This window comes from Hydrocarboniphaga sp. (assembly GCF_965279055.1).
Classification (GTDB): Bacteria; Pseudomonadota; Gammaproteobacteria; order Nevskiales; family Nevskiaceae; genus Hydrocarboniphaga.
Genome location: NZ_OZ257125.1, coordinates 3351398 through 3373264, shown reverse-complemented (window position 1 = coordinate 3373264; position 21867 = coordinate 3351398). Strand labels below are relative to the sequence as shown.

General features: G+C 66.8%; 19 protein-coding genes. 15 read left to right on the top strand and 4 right to left on the bottom strand.

Features of this window, described 5'->3' with window-relative positions; genetic code table 11:
- Positions 1-6: 6 nt before the first annotated feature.
- From ACQZF9_RS15220 to trxA, 3 genes are all read right to left on the bottom strand, one after another.
- Positions 7-840: a metal-dependent hydrolase gene (locus tag ACQZF9_RS15220; RefSeq protein WP_428309811.1), complete on the bottom strand. Its 834-nt coding sequence runs from the start codon at positions 838-840 to the stop codon at positions 7-9.
- Positions 841-1033: 193 nt separating this feature from the next.
- On the bottom strand, positions 1034-2269 hold the full coding sequence (gene rho / locus ACQZF9_RS15215) for a transcription termination factor Rho (RefSeq protein ID WP_428313440.1): 1236 nt from the start codon (positions 2267-2269) through the stop codon (positions 1034-1036).
- A 446-nt stretch (positions 2270-2715) separates the two neighbouring features.
- Positions 2716-3051, bottom strand: a complete 336-nt coding sequence (trxA, locus tag ACQZF9_RS15210) for a thioredoxin TrxA (protein WP_428309810.1) — start codon at positions 3049-3051, stop codon at positions 2716-2718.
- Between the two features lie 360 nt (positions 3052-3411).
- Here trxA and ACQZF9_RS15205 point away from each other — a divergent pair, with 360 nt between their 5' ends.
- Genes ACQZF9_RS15205 through ACQZF9_RS15190 form a run of 4 tightly spaced genes read left to right on the top strand, consistent with a single transcriptional unit; the run spans position 3412 to position 8976 of the window.
- Positions 3412-4689 carry a DEAD/DEAH box helicase gene (locus tag ACQZF9_RS15205; protein ID WP_428309809.1) on the top strand — a complete coding sequence of 426 codons (1278 nt, stop codon included), beginning with the start codon at positions 3412-3414 and terminating at the stop codon, positions 4687-4689.
- 21 nt (positions 4690-4710) lie between these two features.
- The gene (gene pgeF, locus ACQZF9_RS15200) at positions 4711-5463 is read left to right on the top strand and encodes a peptidoglycan editing factor PgeF (RefSeq protein ID WP_428309808.1); all 753 of its coding nucleotides are present in this window, start codon (positions 4711-4713) and stop codon (positions 5461-5463) included.
- Between the two features lie 7 nt (positions 5464-5470).
- Positions 5471-6430 carry a WD40/YVTN/BNR-like repeat-containing protein gene (locus ACQZF9_RS15195; RefSeq protein ID WP_428309807.1) on the top strand — a complete coding sequence of 320 codons (960 nt, stop codon included), beginning with the start codon at positions 5471-5473 and terminating at the stop codon, positions 6428-6430.
- On the top strand, positions 6427-8976 hold the full coding sequence (locus ACQZF9_RS15190) for an efflux RND transporter permease subunit (protein WP_428309806.1): 2550 nt from the start codon (positions 6427-6429) through the stop codon (positions 8974-8976). Before ACQZF9_RS15195 ends, ACQZF9_RS15190 begins: the two co-directional genes overlap by 4 nt.
- Here ACQZF9_RS15190 and ACQZF9_RS15185 read toward each other — a convergent pair.
- Complete coding sequence (locus tag ACQZF9_RS15185; RefSeq protein ID WP_428309805.1) at positions 8973-9815, bottom strand: symmetrical bis(5'-nucleosyl)-tetraphosphatase; 843 nt, start codon at positions 9813-9815, stop codon at positions 8973-8975. The genes ACQZF9_RS15190 and ACQZF9_RS15185 overlap by 4 nt on opposite strands.
- Positions 9816-9968: 153 nt before the next feature.
- Between ACQZF9_RS15185 and ACQZF9_RS15180 the strand changes: the two genes are divergently transcribed.
- From ACQZF9_RS15180 to ACQZF9_RS15130, 11 genes are all read left to right on the top strand, one after another.
- Positions 9969-10148, top strand: coding sequence for a Flp family type IVb pilin (locus tag ACQZF9_RS15180; RefSeq protein ID WP_428309804.1), 180 nt, complete (start codon positions 9969-9971; stop codon positions 10146-10148).
- A 76-nt stretch (positions 10149-10224) separates the two neighbouring features.
- Complete coding sequence (locus tag ACQZF9_RS15175) at positions 10225-10734, top strand: TadE/TadG family type IV pilus assembly protein (RefSeq protein ID WP_428309803.1); 510 nt, start codon at positions 10225-10227, stop codon at positions 10732-10734.
- Positions 10735-10786: 52 nt separating this feature from the next.
- Positions 10787-11746: a Flp pilus assembly protein CpaB gene (gene cpaB, locus ACQZF9_RS15170; RefSeq protein WP_428309802.1), complete on the top strand. Its 960-nt coding sequence runs from the start codon at positions 10787-10789 to the stop codon at positions 11744-11746.
- Between the two features lie 87 nt (positions 11747-11833).
- A complete protein-coding gene (locus tag ACQZF9_RS15165) occupies positions 11834-13261 on the top strand; it encodes a type II and III secretion system protein family protein (RefSeq protein WP_428309801.1) in 1428 nt (475 codons plus the stop codon).
- 72 nt (positions 13262-13333) lie between these two features.
- Entirely contained in the window at positions 13334-14530 is a 1197-nt protein-coding gene (locus tag ACQZF9_RS15160; protein ID WP_428309800.1) for an AAA family ATPase, read from the top strand.
- A 15-nt stretch (positions 14531-14545) separates the two neighbouring features.
- Positions 14546-15766, top strand: coding sequence for a CpaF family protein (locus tag ACQZF9_RS15155; protein ID WP_428309799.1), 1221 nt, complete (start codon positions 14546-14548; stop codon positions 15764-15766).
- An 8-nt stretch (positions 15767-15774) separates the two neighbouring features.
- Positions 15775-16683, top strand: coding sequence for a type II secretion system F family protein (locus ACQZF9_RS15150; protein WP_428309798.1), 909 nt, complete (start codon positions 15775-15777; stop codon positions 16681-16683).
- Positions 16680-17621: a type II secretion system F family protein gene (locus ACQZF9_RS15145; protein ID WP_428309797.1), complete on the top strand. Its 942-nt coding sequence runs from the start codon at positions 16680-16682 to the stop codon at positions 17619-17621. The genes ACQZF9_RS15150 and ACQZF9_RS15145 overlap by 4 nt, the downstream gene beginning before the upstream one ends.
- The gene (locus ACQZF9_RS15140) at positions 17618-18337 is read left to right on the top strand and encodes a tetratricopeptide repeat protein (RefSeq protein ID WP_428309796.1); all 720 of its coding nucleotides are present in this window, start codon (positions 17618-17620) and stop codon (positions 18335-18337) included. The genes ACQZF9_RS15145 and ACQZF9_RS15140 overlap by 4 nt, the downstream gene beginning before the upstream one ends.
- A 29-nt stretch (positions 18338-18366) precedes the next feature.
- The gene (locus ACQZF9_RS15135) at positions 18367-18678 is read left to right on the top strand and encodes a DUF3613 domain-containing protein (RefSeq protein ID WP_428309795.1); all 312 of its coding nucleotides are present in this window, start codon (positions 18367-18369) and stop codon (positions 18676-18678) included.
- Between the two features lie 104 nt (positions 18679-18782).
- Positions 18783-21860: a sensor domain-containing protein gene (locus ACQZF9_RS15130; RefSeq protein ID WP_428309794.1), complete on the top strand. Its 3078-nt coding sequence runs from the start codon at positions 18783-18785 to the stop codon at positions 21858-21860.
- Positions 21861-21867 lie beyond the last annotated feature (7 nt).

The following is a 21867-nucleotide window of genomic DNA, read 5'->3' as shown; positions in this document are numbered from 1 at the left end:
TCGAAGCTACGCGGCGTATTCGCCGCGTAGCGGCTCCAGCAGCTCGCGGTTGTCGTGCTGCCAGGGATGAAAGCCCGGCTTGAACCAGGCGAACCAGGCCGGGAACACTTTGCGGAAAGGCCCGGGTCTGCCGAACATGAAGCCCAGCAGACGCAGCCAGCCGCGCCAGTCGCTGCCATGGCCGTCGCGTCGTACCAGTCGGATCAGAAAACTCCACACGTGCACGGTGAAGTAGAACGACACGCTGAGCATGATCCAGCTGCGCAGCAGGTAAGGCCGCCAGCCTTCGCCGAACACACGGCGGAACACGTCGAAAGCCACCGCCTTGTGCTCGGTTTCTTCCAGTGCATGCCAGCGCCACATCCGCGCCATTTCCGCATCGGCGTTTGCAAACAGGTCGCGCTGCGACAGCACCTCGTTGGCCAGCATCGCGGTGAAATGTTCCAGGCACAAGGTCATCGCCAGGCGCTGCGCCGGCGAGGCTTTTTCGCGTGCCAGATTCAGGTTGCTCAGCGCCTCGGCTTCCAGCTCCGCGGCGCCGACGTTCTGCTGCGCGAGCCGCGCGTTGTAGGCCGCGTGCTCGCGCGAGTGCATCGCTTCCTGGCCGATGAAGGCGCGCACCTCGGCGTTGAGCGTCTCGTCGCCGGCGATGCGCTCGCGATAGTGGCGCACGCTTTCGATGAAGAAGCGCTCGCCTTCGGGGAACATCAGCGACATCGCGTCGAACAGCCGGGTGCGATGCACGTCGCCGCCGAACCAGTGGCGCGGGATCGTCTGCTGATCGAAATGGATGTCGCGGCGGGTGATGCTGACGCTGTAGTGCGGGTCGTGGGCGCTCATGCGATCGACTCCATAGAGGATGGCGACAATCTAGCGCCTGGCGACGCTGCGGTGTAGTCGCCGGATCGCCTGCGGCGGCGGGCGCTTCGGTCGGTGCCGCAAACGATGTAGGAGCGGACCCTGTCCGCGATTGTGCCGTTGAAGACTCAATCGCGGACAGGGTCCGCTCCTACGGGTGCCGCGAGCGAAACCTTTAGTTGCGCTTCATCGAATCGAAGAACGCCTCGTTGGTCTTGCTCTGCTTCATGCGGTCGATCAGCAGCTCCATCGCCGCCAGCTCGTCCATCGAATGCAGCAGCTTGCGCAGGATCCAGATCTTGTTCAGATCCTTCTCGTTGACCATCAACTCTTCCTTGCGCGTGCCGGAGCGGTTGATGTTGATCGCCGGGAAGGTGCGCTTCTCGGCGATGCGGCGCTCAAGGTGCAGTTCCATGTTGCCGGTGCCCTTGAACTCCTCGTAAATCACTTCGTCCATCTTCGAGCCGGTTTCCACCAGCGCGGTGGCGATGATCGTCAGCGAGCCGCCTTCCTCGATGTTGCGCGCGGCGCCGAAGAAGCGCTTCGGCTTCTGCAGCGCGTTGGCGTCGACACCGCCCGACAGCACCTTGCCCGACGACGGCGCAACGGTGTTGTAGGCGCGGGCCAGGCGCGTCAGCGAGTCCAGCAGGATCACCACGTCGCGCTTGTGCTCGACCAGGCGCTTGGCTTTCTCGATGACCATTTCCGCGACCTGCACGTGACGCGTCGCCGGCTCGTCGAAGGTCGAGGCGACGACTTCGCCGCGCACGGTGCGCTGCATGTCGGTGACTTCTTCCGGGCGCTCGTCGATCAGCAGCACGATCAGGTAGACGTCCGGATAGTTCGCGCCGATCGACTGCGCGATGTTCTGCAGCATGATCGTCTTGCCGGCCTTGGGCGGCGCCACCAGCAGGCCGCGCTGGCCCTTGCCGAACGGCGCGACGATGTCGATCACGCGCGCGGTGATGTCCTCGGTGGTGCCGTTGCCGCGCTCCATCTTGAACTGGTCGTCGGCGAACAGCGGCGTCAGGTTCTCGAACGAGACCTTGCGCTTGCTGACCTCGGGCGGCTCGAAGTTGATCGTGTCGACCTTGAGCAGCGCGAAATAGCGCTCGTTGTCCTTGGGGCTGCGCACACGCCCGGCGATCGAGTCGCCGGTGCGCAGCGAGAAGCGGCGGATCTGCGACGGCGACAGGTAGACGTCGTCCGGGCCGGCGAGGTAGCTGGCGTCGGGGCCGCGCAGGAAGCCGTAGCCGTCCTGCATGATCTCGAGCACGCCGTCGGCCATGATGTGGTCGCCGCGCTTGGCGGCGGCGCGCAGGATCGTGAACACCAGATCCTGCTTGCGAACGCGGGCGATGTTCTCCAGGCCCTGGCTTTCGGCCAGTTCCAGCAGCGCCGCCGCGGTCATCTTCTTCAGTTCGGGGATGTAGACCAGCTTCGGCGGTTCCAGCGGAACCTGAGGCTGCTGCGGCTGTTGCTGCGTTGGCTGCTGCTGCCCGCCGCGCTGGCCGTTGTTGTTCTGGTGACGCCCGTTGTGCTGACGTTCACCGCCGCCGTTGGCCGCTGCATTGGCAGCGCGATCACCGCCGACGTTGCCGTTGCGGCCTTCACCGTTGCCCTCGTCACTCTGGTAGGCGGTGTTGCCACCGCCGCCGGAGCTGGAGGACTCGGAGTCGAAGGGCTCGGTCTGCAACGCGACCATCACCGGTGCCCCGGCGTTCTGGGCGGCCTCTTCGGCCTCCTCGTCGAGGTCCATCGGCAGGCCGTCCTGGCCGCCGTCTTTGGGCATGCCGGCTCGGTTGTTGTTTGAGCCGTTGGAGTGCCGGCGGCGGTGTTTCATCATGCTTTATGTACTTACGCGACGTTCAAATGAGGAGTGACGAAGGCGGCCAGCTGGGCTTTGTGCACAGCACCGACCTGGGTCGCCGCCGGCTTGCCGTCCTTGAACAGGATCAGGGTCGGAATGCCGCGGATGCCGAACTGCGGCGGCGTGCCCGGGTTTTCATCGACGTTGAGCTTGACCACCTTGAGCTTGCCCGCCTGCTCGGCCGCAACCTGCTCGAGGATCGGCGCGATCATGCGGCAGGGGCCGCACCATTCCGCCCAGAAGTCGACGAGCACCGGCACGTCGGACTTGAGTACGTCCTGGTCGAAGGAAGCATCGGTAACGGGTGAGATATGTTCGCTCATGGGTTGGACCTCGTCGGAAAGACGGAAACCGCCTGGGGACCGCGTTAGCTGGCTATGGGGGAGCTGGAGCGGCAGGGATATGAGTCTGGGGTCGGTCAGACGCAGATCAAGCACTGCGGCAGCTGCACCGTCGCGCAGGAACACACGACGATTGTTATGATTCGATTTTCGGGGAACTGACGCGCACCGAAACTGTGTCCGAATAGGGCTTTCGGGCCGATGAACGCAGAACGGGATGCCGTTATTTGATCCCATTCCCTGCTGCCTTGCAAGTGGCGATCGGCGAGCCGTCGTATTGTGCAGGGAATCGCCAGCGGGCTTTCAGGGCTGCGCGGCACTTAAACAAAAAATAGAGAGCGCATGCTACCGAACCACCTTTCCGACGTCAGTTTCCAGTCTCTGGGCCTGCATCCGCTGCTGCTGTCGAGCCTGGCCAAGATGGGATACGACTACTGCACGCCGATCCAGGCGCAGACCTTGCCGCTGGCGCTGGCTGGCCAGGACATCGCCGGCCAGGCGCAGACCGGCACCGGCAAATCCGCGGCCTTCCTGCTGGCGACGATGCACAAGCTGCTGACCGATCCGCGAACCGGCCCGGACGGCCAGCCGCGCGCCTTCATGCTGGCGCCGACGCGCGAGCTGGCGATCCAGATCCATGCGGATGCGATGAAGCTGGGCAGCGACACCGGCCTGCGCATGGCGGTGTGCTACGGCGGCACCGGCTACGAATCGCAGCGCCAGGCCATCACCGACGGCATCGACATCCTGATCGGCACGCCGGGCCGGCTGATCGACTATTACAAGCAGGACATCTACACGCTCAAGCACATCGAAGTCGTCGTGCTGGACGAAGCCGACCGCATGTTCGATCTCGGCTTCATCGCCGACATCCGCTACCTGTTCCGCCGCATGCCGGAGGCGGCCGCGCGCAAGAACTATCTGTTCTCGGCGACCTTGAGCCAGCGCGTGCTCGAGCTCGCCTACGAGCACATGAACAGCCCGACCAAGATCGAGGTCGCGCCGGAGCGCGCCACCGCCGATCGCGTGCGCCAGTCGCTGATCCACGTCGCCAACGACGACAAGCTGCCGATGCTGGTCGCGCTGCTGCGCCATCACGACCCGCTGCGCACGCTGGTGTTCATCAACACCAAGCGCGACGCCGAGGACGTGGAAACCACGCTGCGCGCCAACGGCTTTGAAGTCGCCACGATCTCCGGCGACGTGCCGCAGAACAAGCGCATGAAGCTGCTCGAGGACTTCAAGGAAGGCCGCCTGCCGATCCTGGTCGCCACCGACGTTGCCGCGCGCGGCCTGCATATTCCGGCGGTCACGCACGTCATCAACTACGACCTGCCGCAGGACGCGGAAGACTACGTGCATCGCATTGGCCGCACCGCGCGCGCCGGCGAAAGCGGCGACGCGATCTCGCTGTGCTGCGAAACCTATGTGTACTCGCTGCCGGACATCGAGAAGTACATCGGCAACCGCATCCCGGTGGAACAGGTGCCGGACGAGTGGATGCCGACGGACTTCATCCGCGGCCCGCGTCCGCCGCGACATCACGGCCGGCCCGGCGGCGGCGGTGGCCGCGGTGGTCGTCCCGGCGGCGGCCGGGGTGGTCCGCCGCGCCGCCGCTGAAAATCAGCGGCACGTACGCTCGTGCTCGGTGACGCGTCCTTGCTGATTCCGGACTGGCCGGCGCCGTCGCGGGTGCGCGCGGTGCAGACCACGCGTATCGGCGGTGTCGGGCAGGGTGCTTACGCCGGCTTCAATCTGGCGACGCATGTCGGTGACCACGCCGCGTCGGTTGCAGCGAATCGCGCTGCCTTGCGCAGCGCCTTGTCCTTGCCCGCCGAACCGCGCTGGCTCGAGCAGGTGCACGGCACGCAGGCGCTGCAGCTGCCGGCACCTGGCTGCAATACCGCCGATGCGGCCTGGACGGCGAAGGCCGGCGAAGTCTGCGTGGTGATGACCGCCGACTGCCTGCCGGTGTTGTTCTGCGACGAAGACGGAAGCTGCGTCGCCGCGGCGCACGCCGGCTGGCGCGGGCTGGTCGATGGCGTACTCGAAGCGACGATTGCCGCAATGCCGGTGCCGGCGTCCCGGCTGATCGCCTGGCTTGGCCCGGCGATCGGGCCGCAGGCTTTCGAGGTCGGCGCCGAGGTGCGCGAGCGCTTCGTCGCGATCGACTCCACCGCCGCTCAACATTTCGTCGCCGCTGCCGACAACAAGTACGACGCCGACATCTACGCGCTGGCGCGCGATCGCCTGCGTCGAGCCGACGTGCAGCGCATCAGCGGCGGCGGCCTGTGCACGGTGACGGATGCGGCGCGCTTCTTCTCGTTCCGTCGCGATCACGTCTGCGGACGCATGGCGAGCCTGGTCTGGCTGACCGAAGCCACACACAACTGAGTACACGATGAGTCCACTGCTGCGCCGGGCTGTCGCCCTGATCGCGCTGACGCTGTCCGCCAAGGCCGCGGCGCAAATGCCGCGGCCGTCGGAGATCATGCCGCGCGCCACGCAAAGCACCACCTCGGCGGTGATCAATAACGGCAAGCATCTGATCACGGTCGGTGATCGCGGCCAGATCCTGGCGAGCAACGATGGCCTGAAATGGGCACAGGTCGCGGTGCCGGTGCGCTCGATGCTGACGGCGCTGAGCTTCGCCGACGACCAGACCGGCTGGGCCGTCGGTGATGACGCGACCATCCTGAAAACCGAGGACGGCGGCAAGAGCTGGATGCTGCAGAATTTCGAGCCGGAAAAGGAGACCGCCTTCCTGTCGGTGGTCGCCATCGACGCGAATCACGCGCTGGCCGCTGGCGCGGTGGGGCTGCTCTACGCGACCCGCGACGGCGGCCTGAGCTGGAACGAAGTCGTGGCGCCGGCGATACGCGAGCCGGAGCTGTTTCTGCATGCGATCGTCAGGCTCAACGACGGCAGCCTGTTCGTCGCCGGCGAAAGCGGCATGCTCGGCGTCGGCAGTGCGGGCAAATGGCAGCGGCTGAAATCGCCTTACGACGGCAGCCTGTTCGGTGCGCTGCCGCGCGGCAAGAAAGGTGCGCTGATTTTCGGCCTGCGCGGCCAGGCCTATGTCAGCGACGACGTGCGCGGCAATCGCTGGAGCCGTGTCGCGCTCGGCAGTGACGCGGGACTGTATGGCGGCGTGATGCTCGCGGACGGTCGCGCCGTGCTGGTCGGCGCCGGCGGCGCGGTATTCGTCGTCGATGCGGCAGGCAAGCGCGCCGAGCCGATCGCGAGCGGCGTGACCGGCACCTTGTGCGGCGTCGCGCCGGTCAGCGGCGGCCTGGTGGTCGTCGGTGACGACGGCGTGCATCACATCAACACCGCGCTGGTCGCGCCGGCCAGGCCATGAACGACACGCGTCGCGAAAAATGGCGGGCGGCGCTGCAGCTGCTGATCTTCGGCCGCCGCATGCTGGTGATGGGCCCGCTGCTGGCGATTACGGCGCTGCTGGCTCTGGCGATGCTGCCGATCAAATCCGGCACGTCGTGGAGCAAGACGCTGTCGCTGGATCATCCGTATCTGCAGGCCATGCAGCAGCTGCAGCCGGAATTCGGCGGCGTCGATACGCTGGCAATCACGCTGACACGCGAGCGCGGCGACATTTACGACGAGGTGTTCCTGTCGCGGCTGAAGGCGGTGACAGCCGCCGTCGCCGCATTGCCCGGCATCGACGCCTCGCGCGTGTCGTCGCTAGTCACGCCGCAGGTGCGCTATATCGACGTCGTCGATGGCGCGTTCAAAGGTGGCAGCGTGGTGCCGGCGGATTACGCGCCGACGCCGGCGATGCTGGCGCAGATCCGCCGCAATGTCGCCAGGAGTGGCTATATCGGCCGCTATGTCAGCGGCGATCAGCGTGCGGCGATGGTGCAGGCCGAGTTCCGCGACGGGCCGCTCGACGCGGCGGCGATCGCCGCGCAACTCGACGGCATTCGCAAACAATATCAAGGCAACGGCATCAGTCTGCAGATCGGCGGCGGCGCCGCGCGCAGTGCCGAGGTGCTCGGAGAAAGCCAGCGCCTGCTGCTGTTTTTCGGCGTCACGCTGCTGCTGGTGATCGCGCTGCTGTGCTTGCTGCTCGGCAGTCTCAAGCTGGCGGCGTTGCCGCTGCTGGCCTCGCTGGTCGCGCTGATCTGGCAATACGGGTTGCTGAGTCTTTGTGGCTACGGCTTCGATCCGCTGACGCTGCTGGTGCCGCTGCTGGTGATCGCGGTGACGATCGCTCACGGCCTGCAATACGTGATCGCCTGGCGCGGCGAAATGCTGCAACCAGGCTGCACTCCCGCCGAGGCGGCGCTGCAGGCCTGGCGCCGGCTCGCGACCGGCAGCGCGTTCGGCTTGCTCGCCGCGCTCGCCGCGGTCGCGAGCTTGGCTCTGGTGCCGATCGCGATCGTGCGCGAAATGGCCGTGGCGGCCGGCTTCGGCCTGTTCGGCGCATTCGCCGCCAGCCAGCTGATGCTGCCGATTGCGCTGAGCGCCGTCGGGGTCGGAGAACGATCGGCATTCCTTGCGCGACAGCAGCGGCGCGACGCGCGCCTCGACGGCCTGTGGCGGCTGCTATCCAATATCGTCAGGCCGCGGTTCGCCGCAGTCGCGATCCTGATCGCGGCCGGCCTGTGCGGCGGCGCGCTGTGGCTGGGCCGCGGTCTACAGGTCGGCGAGGGCGCGCGCGGTGCCGCCGAACTGCGTGCGGATTCGCGATACAACCGCGAACTGCACAGCATGGCCGCGCAGTTTTCCAGCGGCAGCGATGTGCTCAGGGTGATCGCCGAGACCGATCCGGAAGCCTGTCTGAAGTTCGACGTGATGGATCAGATCGATCGCTTCGCCTGGCATCTGGACAATGTCGCCGGCGTGCAGGCGACCGCCTCGCTGCCGCAGGCGGCGCGTGCGGTGAATGCCGCGTTCGCCGAATCCAACCCGCGCTACCGGAGCTTGCCGCGCAAGGCCTCGTCGATGGCGCAGGCGACGGCGCCAATCACGCCGGACACCGGCCTGCTCAACGCCGACTGCTCGGCGATGGCGGTGCTGGTCTGGCTGCAGGATCAGCGCGCACCGACGATCCGTCGCGTCGTCGATCAGCTGCAGCTCTACAACCGTCAGAACGCGATCGCCTATTACGAGGCGAACAAGGACGTCGATTCCAAGTACTGCAATACCAAGCTCGAAACGCGGCACGCGGCGATGGCGGCGAAGACCGCGCTGCGGCTGAAGATGGACGCGCTGCGCCTGCGTCAGCCGAAGCTCGGTGACGCCGACATCGCGCGCGACAGCAGTGTGGCGGCTGCCCAGGCAGAAGCCGACAAGCTCCAGCAGAAGCTCGCCGGCTTGAGCAAGAGCTGCCCGGTCAACTTCGTCATCGCCGGCGGCAGCATCGCGGCGATCGCCGCGAGCAACGAACAGCTGCAGCAGCAGCTGCAGCCGGTGCTGCTGTTCGCGTACGCGGCAGTCGCGCTGGTGGTCTACCTGGCCTTTTTCGACATCGCCGCCCTGATCGCGGTGCTGCTGCCTTTGGCGTTGGTGTCGTGGATGGCGTACGCGCTGATGTCCGCGGCGGGCATCGGCCTGACCGCGCTGACCCTGCCGGTCGCGCCGCTGGCGATCGTCATCGGCATCGCGCCGGCGCTGTGGATGTATACCGCGATGCAGCGCGCGCTGGCCGAGGGCGCGCGCCTGCAGCAGGCCTGTTATCTGAGCCTGCGCGATACCGGCAGGGCTTTGCTCATCGCCACGCTCGCGATCGTCCCCGGCCTGATCGCCTGGCGTTTCGCCGGCCTGCAGTTGCAGCGCGATCTCGGCCTGCTGCTGCTGTTCTTCTTCGCCGCCAATCTGCTCGCCAGTCTGCTGCTGGTGCCGGCGATCGCCTCGTTCCTGCTCAGCGAGCGCGAGCCGGACTAGTCCGCGCTGCCGCCGGGCTGGCGGTGGTCGGCGCAGGGCAGGCTGGTCAGCTCGCCGCTGTCGAGGTTCAACGCGGTCAGCTTCGCGCCCCAAACGCAGCCGGTGTCCAGGCCCCAGACGCGATGCTCCGGCCATTCGACGCGGCCCAGCGTCGACCAGTGGCCAAACACGATGCGTGTGCCGGCCGTGCGCCGGCCCGGCACCGCGAACCAGGGCAGCAGGCCCTCGGCCTGCGAGCCGGGCGCGCCCTTGGGCTTCATCGCCAGCCGCCCGTCGGCGCTGCAGTAGCGCAGCCGCGTGAAACAATTGATGACGAAGCGGGTGCGGTCCCAGCCGACCAGCGAGTCGTCCCAGATCGACGGCTGATCGCCGTACATGTGCGAGAAGAATTCGGTGCGATCCGATCCGGCCAGCACGGCGGATGCCTCGGCCGCCAGCGCCAGCGTCTGCGCCAGATCCCATTGCGGCGGCAGGCCGGCGTGGATCATCAGCAGATCGTGTTCAGCTTCATGCAGCGCCAGCGGTTGCGCTGCCAGCCAGGCCAGCAACTCGGCGGCGTCGGGCGCGTCGAGGATTTCGGCCAGCGTGTCGCCGGGCTTGAGCCGGCGGCGATCGGCGGCGCAGGCCAGCAGGTGCAGATCGTGATTGCCGAGCACGCAGCGCACCGCTCCGGCTTGATCCCGTGCAAAGCGCAGGCAGGCCAGTGACTGCGGGCCGCGGTTGACCAGATCGCCGGCCAGCAGGATGCGATCGCGCGTGGGTGTGTAGGCGATCCGGTCCAGCAGCTGACGGAATTCGTCGTAACATCCCTGCAGGTCGCCGATGGCGTAAGTCGACATGATCCGTTTGTCCGGTAAGCTGGCCGCTGCCGCCTGAGGGGTCCGATAAGCGGTACAGATTGTGTCAGCCGGGAGCTTTGACCGTACTGCGCACCGACAGCATAGTAACGGCGCTGACTGATGGGGTCAGCCGACCGTTAAAGGAGTTGCACCATGTTCACCAAAATCTATGCCTCGCTTCCCCGCCGCCAGGAAGGCGCCACTGCCGTCGAGTACGGTCTGATCGCCGGCTTGATCGCGGTGGCCATTATCGTCGTGCTGACGGCTGTCGGTACCGACCTCGGCGGTCTGTTCGAAAGAATCAGCGGCAGCCTCACGACCGCGGGGACCTAAGTCCAGTCGGTCTGCTGGACGGGCTTTACGAGCCTCGATCGAGTCGCGAAGCGCGGTTTTCACCGTATAAAAGGACATGGACGCATTGCGTAGGCCAGGGCGGGATCAGCAACTGCCGCAGCGGCAGTCGGGGGCGACCGCGATCGAATTCGCTTTCGTGCTGCCCCTGTTGCTGGCCTTGACCTACGCGATGTTCGTCTACGCCTATGTCTACGTCATTTACGAGTCGATCAATTACGCGGCGCAGCAGGGGGCCGAGTCGGCAGTCGCGGTCAACCCGGCACTGGACAGCACCTACCTGGGATCGGTACAGACCTACGCCCAGACCACGGCACAGGGCGTACTCAGCTGGCTGCCCGAGTCGCAGCGGTCGCAGATGGTGATCGACGTGCTGCCCTGCAATGCTTCGGGCGGCGGCGCAAGCCCCTACTGCCCTTCGGCGGATTCGGGCGGTATGCCGATCGTCGTGCAAATCACGTTTCCGATTTCCACTATCTTTGCAGTGCTGAACCTCCCCGGCATAGGTAATGTGCCGCCGCTGCCAGCCACGCTGGTTGGCGTAGGCGTGACGCTGCTTTCGGGGTAGCTTTAACCGCGGGGTCGATGGACCTGCGCGGATTCGATTGGGGAGCAATCTGATGAGTAGTTCGGCTGCAAAGCTGATGGCGGTTATCGGCCTGATCCTGACCCTGGTGCTGGCGGTCGTGCTGTATCGCATCAGCCATAACTACGCCGAGAACGCGCAGAAGCCGGCGAAAGTTGCAGTCAACGCCGACGCGCCGGTGGTTCCCAAGACCCTGGCCGTGGTCGCACTCAAGCCGCTGGCGGCGTATCGGCCGATCGGCAAGGACGACGTCGCGCTGGTCGAAGTCAGCGTCGCACCGGCCGACTACTACACCAGCGTCGCCCAGGTCGTCGGCAAGGAGCCGATCGTCGATCTCGACGGCGGCGCCCCGGTGACCAAGCGCTATTTCGGTGAGGGCAACCTGCTGGCGCGAGCGATCCCGCCGGGCTTCCAGGCGGTATCAGTGGAGATCAACGACGTGGTCGCGGTCGGAGGTTTCGTCCGTCCCGGCGACATGGTCGACGTGCTGGTCTATCTGCGCGATTCCAAGGATGTGACCGCCGCTCAGGCGCGTGTGCTGCTGAAGCAGGTGCGCGTGCTGGCCTATGAAGAGCGCCTGGTCGAGCGGCCCGAGGGCCTGACGGACGACGACGAAAAGAAGGCCGGCACGCCCAATCTGAATCGCACCACGCAGACCCGGCGCACGCGCACCGCGGTGCTCGCGGTTGCCGAAGCGGACACGACGCGGCTGATGCTCGGCGCCAGCCAGGGCGAACTGCGCCTGGCGCTGTACGGCCAGAACGCGCCGGGTACCGACGATGTGGTGACGCCGGCCGAGCCGACGCTGGCCGGCGGCCTGCCGCCGAGCACCGACACGCTGGCCAAGATCGAGTCGTACAAGGTGCCGGACAAGGCGCTGTCGATGGAGCAGCTGGCGCGGATCAAGCCGCCGCCGGCGAAGCAGAACAGCGCGCCGATCCAGGTGCCGGTGTACCGGGCTGCCGATGTGCAGACGGTCGCCGTCAAACCGTAGCGGCTCGCAGCAAACCAACAAATGGGGACCGGAGCAAAGCAGGCTCCGGGCGCTTGAAAAAAAGGCGATGACGACGTGAGAGTGCGAATGAAGCAGTCGATAGGCACGAACGGCAAATGGAAGAGCGGCCTGCTGCTGGCCTGCATGCTGCTCTCGGGTGCAGCCCCAGCGGCCGCGCCGGCCGCCGCCGCGGCGCCGGCAAGCACGATCCCGGCGGATCACGTCATCCAGGTCGAAGCCGGCACGCACAAGCTGGTTCGTGAAACCGCGACCATCCGCCGCGTCGCGGTCGGCGAGCCGACCATCGCCGATGTCAACGTCATCAATGGCCGCGAGCTGCTGGTCAGCGGCAAGAAGCTCGGCATCACCAGCCTGATCGTCTGGACCGGCGGCGCGCCGGTCGAGTATCGCGTCAAGGTCGGTGCGGTCAAAGACCCGATGCAGCCGTCAGCGTCCGATCCGGAACTCGCGGGTGCCCGCGTCGAAAAAGGCTACAGCCTCGAAGGCAGCATGCCGAACCTGATCGCGCATCGCCGCGCCAGCCTCGGCGCGGCCAACGGCAAGGATCCGGTCGCCGATACCAGCGTGGTCAATCTCGACACCCAGGTGATGACGCAGATCAAGATCGCCGAGGTCAACCGCACGGTCGCGCAGCGCTATGGCTTCAACTTCTTCAAGAACGTGTCCAACACCACGGCCGGCATCGCCGGCCCGGGCGGCCTTTCGAGCATCGAGGGCGGCTCCGCTAGCGGCGGCGGTGGCTACAACTCGAATACCCCGGGCGGCTATCTGCTGGGTGGCGGCTCTGGCTTCGTGCCGCTGCAGGACGCGTTCAGCCTGGTCTTCGGCAATGCCGCCAACGGCCTGCTCGGCGTGCTCAGCGTGCTCGAGGGCAAGGGCATGGCGCGGGTGCTGGCCGAGCCCAGCCTGACCGCGATGAGCGGCCAGACCGCGAGCTTCCTCGCCGGCGGCGAATTCCCGATCCCGGTGTCGCAGGGCGGCGGCGGTACCGGCAATGCGTCGATCACCATCACTTACAAGGAATTCGGCATTCGCGTCAACGTGACGCCGACCGTGCTGTCGCGTGATCGCATCGCGCTGAAAGTCGCGCCCGAAGTCAGCGATCTCGATTACACCGCCGCCGTGTCGATCAATGGTATTTCGGTGCCGGCGCTGAAAGTGCGTCGCACCGATACCACGGTGGAACTCGGCGACGGCGAAAGCTTCGTGATTTCCGGCCTGGTCAGCACCAGCCTCGTGCAGAACGTCGACAAGGTGCCGTGGCTCGGCGACGTGCCGGTGCTCGGCGCGTTCTTCAAGAGCGCCTCGGTGGATCGCAGCAGCCGCGAGCTGATCATGATCGTGACACCGCACCTGGTGCGTCCGCTGGCGCGCGAGGCGCGGCTGCCGCCGATGCCGGGCGCCGCCTACGACAAGACCAAGGACGACTACGGCCGCCTGGTATTCGAGGAGACCGGCGATTTCAAACCCACCGACTACGGTTTTGGTCGCTGAGCGTCGCTTGTCGCCCTCGGTTCTCATCGTGATATTCCTGTACTCGCCTCCGCAAACTGCCGGAACCACAGAGTGAAGACTCAGGCCTTTGTCGTAGCGGATGACCCGGTTTATGCCAACTGGCTGCAGACCGCGGTCGCCACCGCGGATTTCTCGCTGGTGCGGCCGATCGACACCGAAGACCTGCTCAGCCGGCTCGAGTTCGCCGGCCGGCCAGAGTTGCTGTTCATCGAATTTCATCCGGACAATGCCGAACAGCGCGCGGCGATGGTCGAGAGCGTGGTCGAGCGCTTTCCGGACCTGATCCTGGTCGGCCTGGGTGTCGACAACAATCCGGCGCTGGTACTGGCGGCCATGCGCGCCGGCGCGCGCGATTTCTTCGTGCTGCGTCGCGACGAGGCGAACATCGCGGCACTGGTCGGCAAGCTGCTGCGGCGTACCGCGAGCATCACGCCGAGCGCGCGCGGCAAGCAGGGGGTGCTCGCGGCGGTGATGTCGGCGCATCCCAGCGACAGCATCGCGTTTCTTGCCGAGCATCTGGCCTATGCCTGCCAGGAGCGGCTGCGGCTGAAGGAGCGCGTGCTGCTGCTGGATCTGGCGACGCCGGCCGGCGCGACCTCGGTGTTCCTGAATCTGAGCCCCACCTACGGCGTACTCGACGCGATCAACGACGTGCATCGCTGCGATGCGACTCTGGTCGAGACCGCGTTCCCCAAACACGAAAGCGGCCTCTACGTGCTGAGCCTGCCGGAAGAACTGCTGGGCCGGCCGCTGATCGATTCCGATCCGCTGCTGCGGCTGATCGGCGTGCTGCGCGGCCTGTTCGCCTGCACCGTGCTGGCGATCGACGGTTTCAGCTCGATCGACGTGCTGCGCGCGGTGCTGGCACAGGCCGATCGCACGCTGCTGGTCACCGACCAGTCGATCCTGAAGTCACGCCACAACAAATACCTGCTGCGCGCCTTGCGCGGCGAAGACGCGCCGATGGATCGCGTCGGCCTGGTCATCGACAACTACCGTCATCGCCTCGGCCTGGAGCCGGAGAGCCTGGCCGAGTTGCTCGGCCTGCCGCTGATGGCGACGCTCGGCGCGCATGCGCAGACGCGCATCCAGGCGATGAATTCCGGCGAGACGCTGTTCAAGACCAATCCCAAGGACGCCTACCTGATCGAGATGCGCCGGCTGGCGGCGGGCCTGGTCGCCGGGCAGCCGGTCGAAGTCACCGAACCCGCGGCGGCCAAGGGCCTGCTCGGCCGGCTGTTTCGCTGATCGCCATCGCCTGACATGAGCGCGTCCAACGACCAGATGTCGCGGTTCCGGCTGACGGACCAGTACCAGCAGCTCAAGAGCGCGCTGCACCGGTACCTGATCGGCCTGATCGAGGAGCGCAATCTCGACATCGACCAGTGGGAAGCGATTCGTGTCGAGCGCTTCGTCGCCGAGCAGGTCAAGCTCTACATCATGCAGCAGCGGCTGCCGGTGAATCAGCGCGAAAGCGAAGCGCTGGCCACGGATGCGCGCGACGAGCTGATGGGCTACGGCCCGATCCAGAGCCTGGTGGACGACGACAGCGTCAACGACATCGTCGTCAATGGTCCGAACAAGGTGTTCATCGAACGCGCCGGCAAGCTGTCGGTGGCGCCGGTGCGTTTCGTCAATGACGCGCACGTGCTGCGCGTGATCCAGCGCATCCTGGCGCCGATCGGCCGCCGCGTCGACGAGTCCACGCCGATGGTCGATGCACGCCTCGCCGACGGCTCGCGCGTCAATGCGATCGTGCCGCCGATCGCGCTCGACGGCCCCTGCGTGTCGATCCGCAAATTCCGTCGCAAGGCGCTGACCGCTGCCGACCTGCTCGCGTCCGGCACCGCATCGCAGGCCGAGCTGGACTATCTGCACCAGCGCGTCAGCAAGCGCGCCAACACCATCATCGTCGGCGGCACCGGCTCGGGCAAAACCACGTTCCTCAATCTGCTGTCGCAGTGGATACCGCCGACCGAGCGCGTCATCACCGTCGAAGACGCGGCCGAGCTGCGGCTGGAGCACGATCACGTCGTGCGCCTGGAAACGCGGCCGCCGAACCTGGAGGGCCAGCGTGCGGTGTCGGCGCGCGACCTGGTGCGCAACGCGCTGCGCATGCGCCCGGATCGCATCATCGTCGGCGAAGTCCGCGGCGACGAAGTCATGGACATGCTGCAGGCGATGAACACCGGCCACGACGGCTCGATGACCACCTTGCATGCCAATGCACCGAAGGAAGCGGTGCATCGCCTGGAACTGCTCGCCGGCTTCGCCGGCTATACCGGCAGCGAAGCCAATTTCCGCGCGCAGATCGCCTCGGCCGTGCACCTGTTCGTGCATGTCGCCCGCCTGGCGACAGGCGAGCGCCGCGTGATGTCGGTGGCCGAGGTTCACAGCAGTGGCAGCGAGCCGTTGCTGCTGCGCGATGTGTTCCGCTATGACGTCGACGCCGGCCGCCACCTCGATCTGAGGGCCGGCGCGTGATGCTCCCCATGTTCGCCTTACTGACGCTGCTGGTGTTCGCCGGCGCGATCTACCTGTTCGTCTACGCCGGGCAGCGAGCGCGCACCGAAGAGGTGCTGATGCGTCTGCGCGCCGGTGACGACGCGGTGGCGTCGACCGTGGTCACCGAAGGCCAGGTCTACAACCCGGTGGTGCGCGCTGCCTGCCATCTGCTGTGGCGCGCCGGCTCGCAGGCCAAGCCGGCGCAGGTCGCGACCGCGCTGCTGGCCCTGCTCGGCCTGGTGCCTTTGACCCTGCTGATTTTCGGCTGGTTGAAAGGCCTCAGTGTGCTGTTCTTCGCCGGGCTGTTCGCCTGGTTCGTGCTCAACCGCCGCGCGGCGAGCCGCCGGGCACGCATCGTCGAGCAGCTGCCGTCGTATCTGGAGGCCGTGATGCGCGTACTCGCGGCCGGCAACACGCTGGAAGAGGCGATCGCCTCGGCGGCGCGTGAATCGCAGGATCCGCTGCGCTCGCTGTTCGTTTCGGTCGGCCGCCAGATTCGCCTCGGCGCGCCGGTGGACACGGTACTGGCCGAGGCCGCCGAGATTCACCAGATTCGCGATCTGCGCGTGCTGGCGCTGGCCGCCAACATCAATCGCAAATACGGCGGCACCTTGCGCAACGTGTTCCGCAGCCTGATCCAGGCGATCCGCATGCGCGAGGCGGCGTCGCGTGAGCTGCGCGCGCTGACCGCGGAAACGCGCTTCTCCGCCTTCGTGCTGGCGGCGATTCCGATCGCGGTTTCGGCTTTCATCTTCTTCCGCAATCGCGCGTATTACGCCGACATCCTCGCCACCAGCAGCGGCCGAGTGACGCTGATCGTGGCCGTGGCGCTGCAGCTGATCGGCATGATGGTGATCTGGCGGATGATGAAGTCCGCCTCGGATTCCGAAGCATGAGCGCCGATCTGTTCGCGACCCTGGTGGCGCTGACACTGGTGTTCGGTGCGCTGACGCTTGGCGCGCTGGTCTGGTGGGCGATCAGCGCCTCGCACAACCGGCGCGTGCAGCGCCGCCTGCTGCCGGAATCGGAAGTCGCCAACGACATCGACATCGGCACGTCCAACCCGGTGCTGCAGGGCATCGCCAGCCGCGGCAAGGCGATCGAAGGCGTGCTCGACAGCGAAGGCGCCAGCGCCCGGCTGATGATTCAGGCGGGCTGGCGCAGCACCACCAGCCGCCTGGTGTTCTACGTGCTGCAGGGCCTGACGCCGTTGCTGCTGCTGATCGGCGCCGGCGCGCTGTGGAGCGTCGCGCCGGAACGGCTGACGGCCAAGCCGCTGCTGCTGGTGCTGGTCGCGCTGATGGCGCTGATGCTCGGCTTGTTGCTGCCGTCGATGGTGCGCAGCCGTCGGGCCAAGGCGCGGCAGGCACGCCTGCGCGCCGAAGTGCCGCTGTTCATTCACACGCTGGTGCTGCTATTCGAGTCCGGCCTGTCGACGCGCCAGGCTTTCTCCAGCCTGGTGCGCGAAGGCCGCGGCGTGCTCAAGGAACTGGGCAGGGAAGTCGAAGTGCTGCTGCGTCAGCTGGAAGCCGGCGCCGACATGGCCGACGCGCTGACCAAGCTCGCCGATACGCTGGACGTCGCGGACCTCAGCACGGTGCTGCTGCTGCTGCGCCAGGTCGACCGCTACGGCGGCGAGGTCAAGGAGCCGCTGCTGGATACCCTCCAGGTGATCGAGGATCGCCGCGAGATGGATTTGCGCGAGAAGGTGAACCTGATTTCCGGCCGGATGACCGTGGTCATGGTGCTGTTCTTCTTCCCGGCGCTGATCATCTTCGTCGCCGGCCCGTCGTGGATCTCGCTGATCCGCGCGCTGGGAGCGATAGGCAAGTGAGCGCGCGACCCGCCGTGCCGCTGTTCGCTGCGCTGGTGCTGCTGCTGCCCGGCTGCGGTTCTACGCGCAGCGTCGAGCGCCAGGTCGACAGCGGCGCCGAACCGCTGCCGCAGCCGAATCCGGCCGAAGACCGTCGCATCCACCTCGATCTGATCCGCCGCATGATCGCGCAGGATCAGAACTACGCGGCGCTGGCGCATATCCAGGCGCAGCAGCGCATCGGCAACAGCGACGAGCTGCGCCTGCTGGAGGCCGACGTGCGTCGCAAACTCGGCCAGCTCGCCGCCGCGCAGCAGCTGTATCAGGGCCTGCTGACGACCAGCTTCGCCGCGCAGGCGTACCACGGCCTCGGCCTGATCACCGCATCGCGCGATCCGGCGCAGTCGCTGGCCTATCTGCGCCGCGCGGTGCAGCTGGCGCCCACCGAAGTCGAGCTGCGCAACGACCTCGGCTACGCGCTGATGCTGGCGCGGCGTTATCCGGAAGCACTACCGGAACTGTCGACCGCGGTCGAGTTGGGTCCGAACAGTGAAAAGAGCCGCAACAATCTGGTGATCCTGATGATATTGATGCGTGACGAGCGAGCGGTGCAACGCATCGTGCGCGAGTCGAACGTCGATGCCAGCACGCTCGCCGGCCTGCGCAAGCAGGCCCAGAATCTGGCCACGTCGTCGCTGCCCGCGTCGACTGCGCCCAAGCCCAAAGTGGCGGGATAGCGCGCGACAGCGCGATACGAGGAATGACGATGATGAAGACCGATATGAACCGCCTGCCTGTCTGCGCCGCACTGCTGCTGTTGAGCCTGTCCCTGCCGCTGAGCGCGGTTGCGCAGCAGCAGCCGCCGCCTGCCGAAGAGACGGAAGACGCCGGTACACAGACCCGCTCCTGGGTCGAGTTGCAGGTCAGCAACAACGCCGCGCTCGGTGCGGCCCGACCGATGCCGGGCGAAGTCGCCGATCAGGTTTACCAGCGCTACCTGAAAAGTTTCACGCACCCGATTCCGGAATATTTCGAGCGCGACAAGTTCGTGCAGGGCGGCAGCGGCGGCTCGCAGTAATCCGCGCAGGCCCGGTCATATTCAGCGGCGGCGTTCTCTAAATCGCAGGGCTGCTCGCGAGCGCCGGGCCGCCGCGACGACGCTTGATCCGGCCACGGTCCAGGATGGCAACACGCACTCTCCCTTCATGGTCGACGCCGGCCGCCGCCATCGCCACTGCGTTGCTGCTGGCGGTGCTCGGTCTGTGGCAGATCGTCGCGTCCTACCAGCTGTCGATCGCGTTCAACAGCGAGCGCGCGGTTACGCAGATCGCCGCGAGCCTGGATCGCGCTTATGTCACCGGAGACCTGGACGAACTGCAGCGCGCGACCTCGGCGCTGATCGCCGACGGCAACCTCGGCCTGCGCTATCTGGCGGTGACCGATACGCAGGGCCGCGTGATCGCCGTCGACGGACGCTTCGAAAGCTGGCGCATCCGCTGGTTGCCGGCCTGGTGTTCGCGCGCTCTGCGCAATCTGGCATATCGCGCAACCGGCCATTTCCAGCAAGCCTCACTACGCGCGCCGGGTAGCGGCTTCGGCGAAATCCATTTCATGATTTCCCCCGGCATCGGCAGCGCCGCGCACGAGGCGGCCGTGCTGCGGCTGTGGATCGGCGGCGTGCTGGTGCTGGTGCTGGCGGCGCTCGCCGGCTGGTCGGCGCGGCTGACGATGCGGCGCGTTTTCCCGCAGCCGGCGAGCTGGATCCAGCGGCTTGATCCGGAATACCGGCCGCAGCATCCGTTCTCGGCCAACGAGATCGAAGAGCGGGTCATGGACGGCGTGCACCTGCGCGCTGGCAGCCTGCTCGACGAGGTCGCCCGCGGCATCATCATCGTCGACCGCGACGCCGGCATACGCCACTTGAATGCGACCGCCGAGCGCCTCACCGGCTGGAGCCTGGCCGACGTGCAGGGCCGGCTGGTTTATTCGGTGTTCCATCCGATGGACGAGCGCTATTCACCGGTGCTGACGCCAGCGGAAGTCTGCATCCGCGAAAACCGGCCGTCGCCGCCCAGCGAAATGCGCCTGCGTTCGCGCGATGGCGCGCAATGCCCGGTGGAAGTCATGGCGATGCCGCTGCGCAAGCCCAACGGCAGCGTCGACGGCGCGGTGATGCTGTTCCACGACATCAGCGAGCGTGAGAATCGCGCCGATCAGCTGCGCCGCCAGGCGCGGTTGTCGCAGGGCGTGATCGACCATCTGGTCGAAGGCGTGCTGACCACCGATCCGGTCGGTGTGATCCGCTTCGCCAACGCGCGCGCGCTGCGCATGTTCGGCTACGCGCGCGAAGACCTGGACGGCGTCACCGTGTCCAAGCTGATGCCGGTGCCGTTTTTGAATTCGCCCTCGGTGCGGCTCACCGACTACATCGGCGCGGACCGTAGCGCCGGCCTGCCGAAAGTGGTCGGCTGGCGCCGCGACGCCACCACGTTCCCGGTGGAGCTGGTGGTGCAGCCGATGACCATCGATCACAGCCAGGGCCTGCTGATGATCGTGCGCGACATCACCGAGCGGCTGCGCAGCGAAAACCTCGCGCAACGTCTGGGCCGCCTGCTCGATGCGGCGACCGAAGAGGTCTACATCTTCGACGCCGCTTCGCTGTTCTTTGTCGAGGTCAATCGCGGCGCGCGGCGCAATCTGGGCTATCACCCCAGCGAAATGACGCGCATGACGCCCCTGTCGATCAGCCAGGATCTGGATACCGAAACCTTCCTCAACTACCTGGCGCGGCTGCGCAGCGGCGAAGCCGAGCACGTGACCTATCGCTGCAAGCACCGCCGCGCCGACGGCAGCGGATACCCGGTGGAAGTGCGGCTGAACTTCTCGCGCGAGGAAGAGCCGCCGGTGTTCATGGCGATCGCCGTCGACATCACCGAGCGCGAGCAGGCCGAGCAGCGGCTGCGTTATCTCGCACATCACGACGTGCTCACCGGCCTGCCGAATCGCGCGACGCTGCAGGATCGCCTGACCCAGGCGATGCTCGCGTCCAGGCGCAGCAACCGGCAGGTCGGCGTGCTGTTCATGGACGTCGACCGCTTCAAGAGTTTCAACGACACCTACGGCCACGAGGTCGGCGACGCGGTACTCAAGCAGGTGGCATCGAGGCTGTCGGCGCTGCTGCGTGCCAGCGACACGGTGGCGCGTCTGGGCGGCGATGAATTCGTCGTCGTCGCTTCCGGCCTGCGGGCCGAAGGCGACGCGGTGGCGCTGGCGAAAAAAATTCAGCGCGCTTTCGAATCGCCGCTGGATGTGCCCGGCCAGTATCTGCGCGTGAGCCTGAGCATCGGTATCGCGATCTGCCCGCTGGACGAGAGCGACGCTGACAACCTGCTGCATCACGCCGATCTGGCGATGTACGAGGCCAAGCAGAGCGGGCCGGGCCAGTACCGCGTGCACCAGATCGATATTGCCCCGGACCGGCGGCGCCGCATCGAACTCGAGCGCGGCGTCCCTTCGGCGCTGGCGCTGCGCCAGTTCAGGCTCGAACTGTCGCCGGCGATCGATGCGGGCAGCGGCACGGTGCGCTGCGTGATCGCCGCGTTCTGCTGGCAGCATCCGGAGTTCGGCCGCGTCGACGAAGAGGAGTCAATGACCAGCGCGCGCCGCGCCGGCCTGCAGTCCGAACTGGAGCTGTGGCGCCTGTCCGGCGTCAGCGCGCTGCTCGAACCGGGCCGCGGCCCGGCGGCGAGCATCGTTGTGCCGATTTCCGGCGCGCTGCTGCGACATCCGGATTTCGCCGCGCAGATCGCACAACTGGTGCAGCGCCATCAGCTGCCTGCGGGCCGGCTGATTCTTGCCGCCAGCGCCGACAGTCTGCGCGAGGCGCGCGCATCGGCGCACGAAGCGCTGCACCAGCTGTATGCCGCGGGCCTGCGGCTGGGACTGCACGATCGCGCCGACGCGATGTTCGCCGCGCTCAATCGCGGCGGCCTGCCGCCGCTGGATCTGATCCTGCTCGACGCCGAGGAATGCAGCGGCGACATCGCCCAGAACCTGCATATAGAAAACCTGAAACGCGCACTGCAGGTGGCGCGCAGCAGCGAACTGCCGATCGTGGCCAATGGCGTGGATTCGGCCGAAACCGCGTCGTGGCTGGTGCGCCAGGGCTGCGGCCTGCTGTCGGGCAGCTCGATCCAGGCGCCGCTGATCGAAAGCACCTACGGCAAGTGGCTGGAAACGCGCCGCTGCGAACCGATCTGATCGCGCG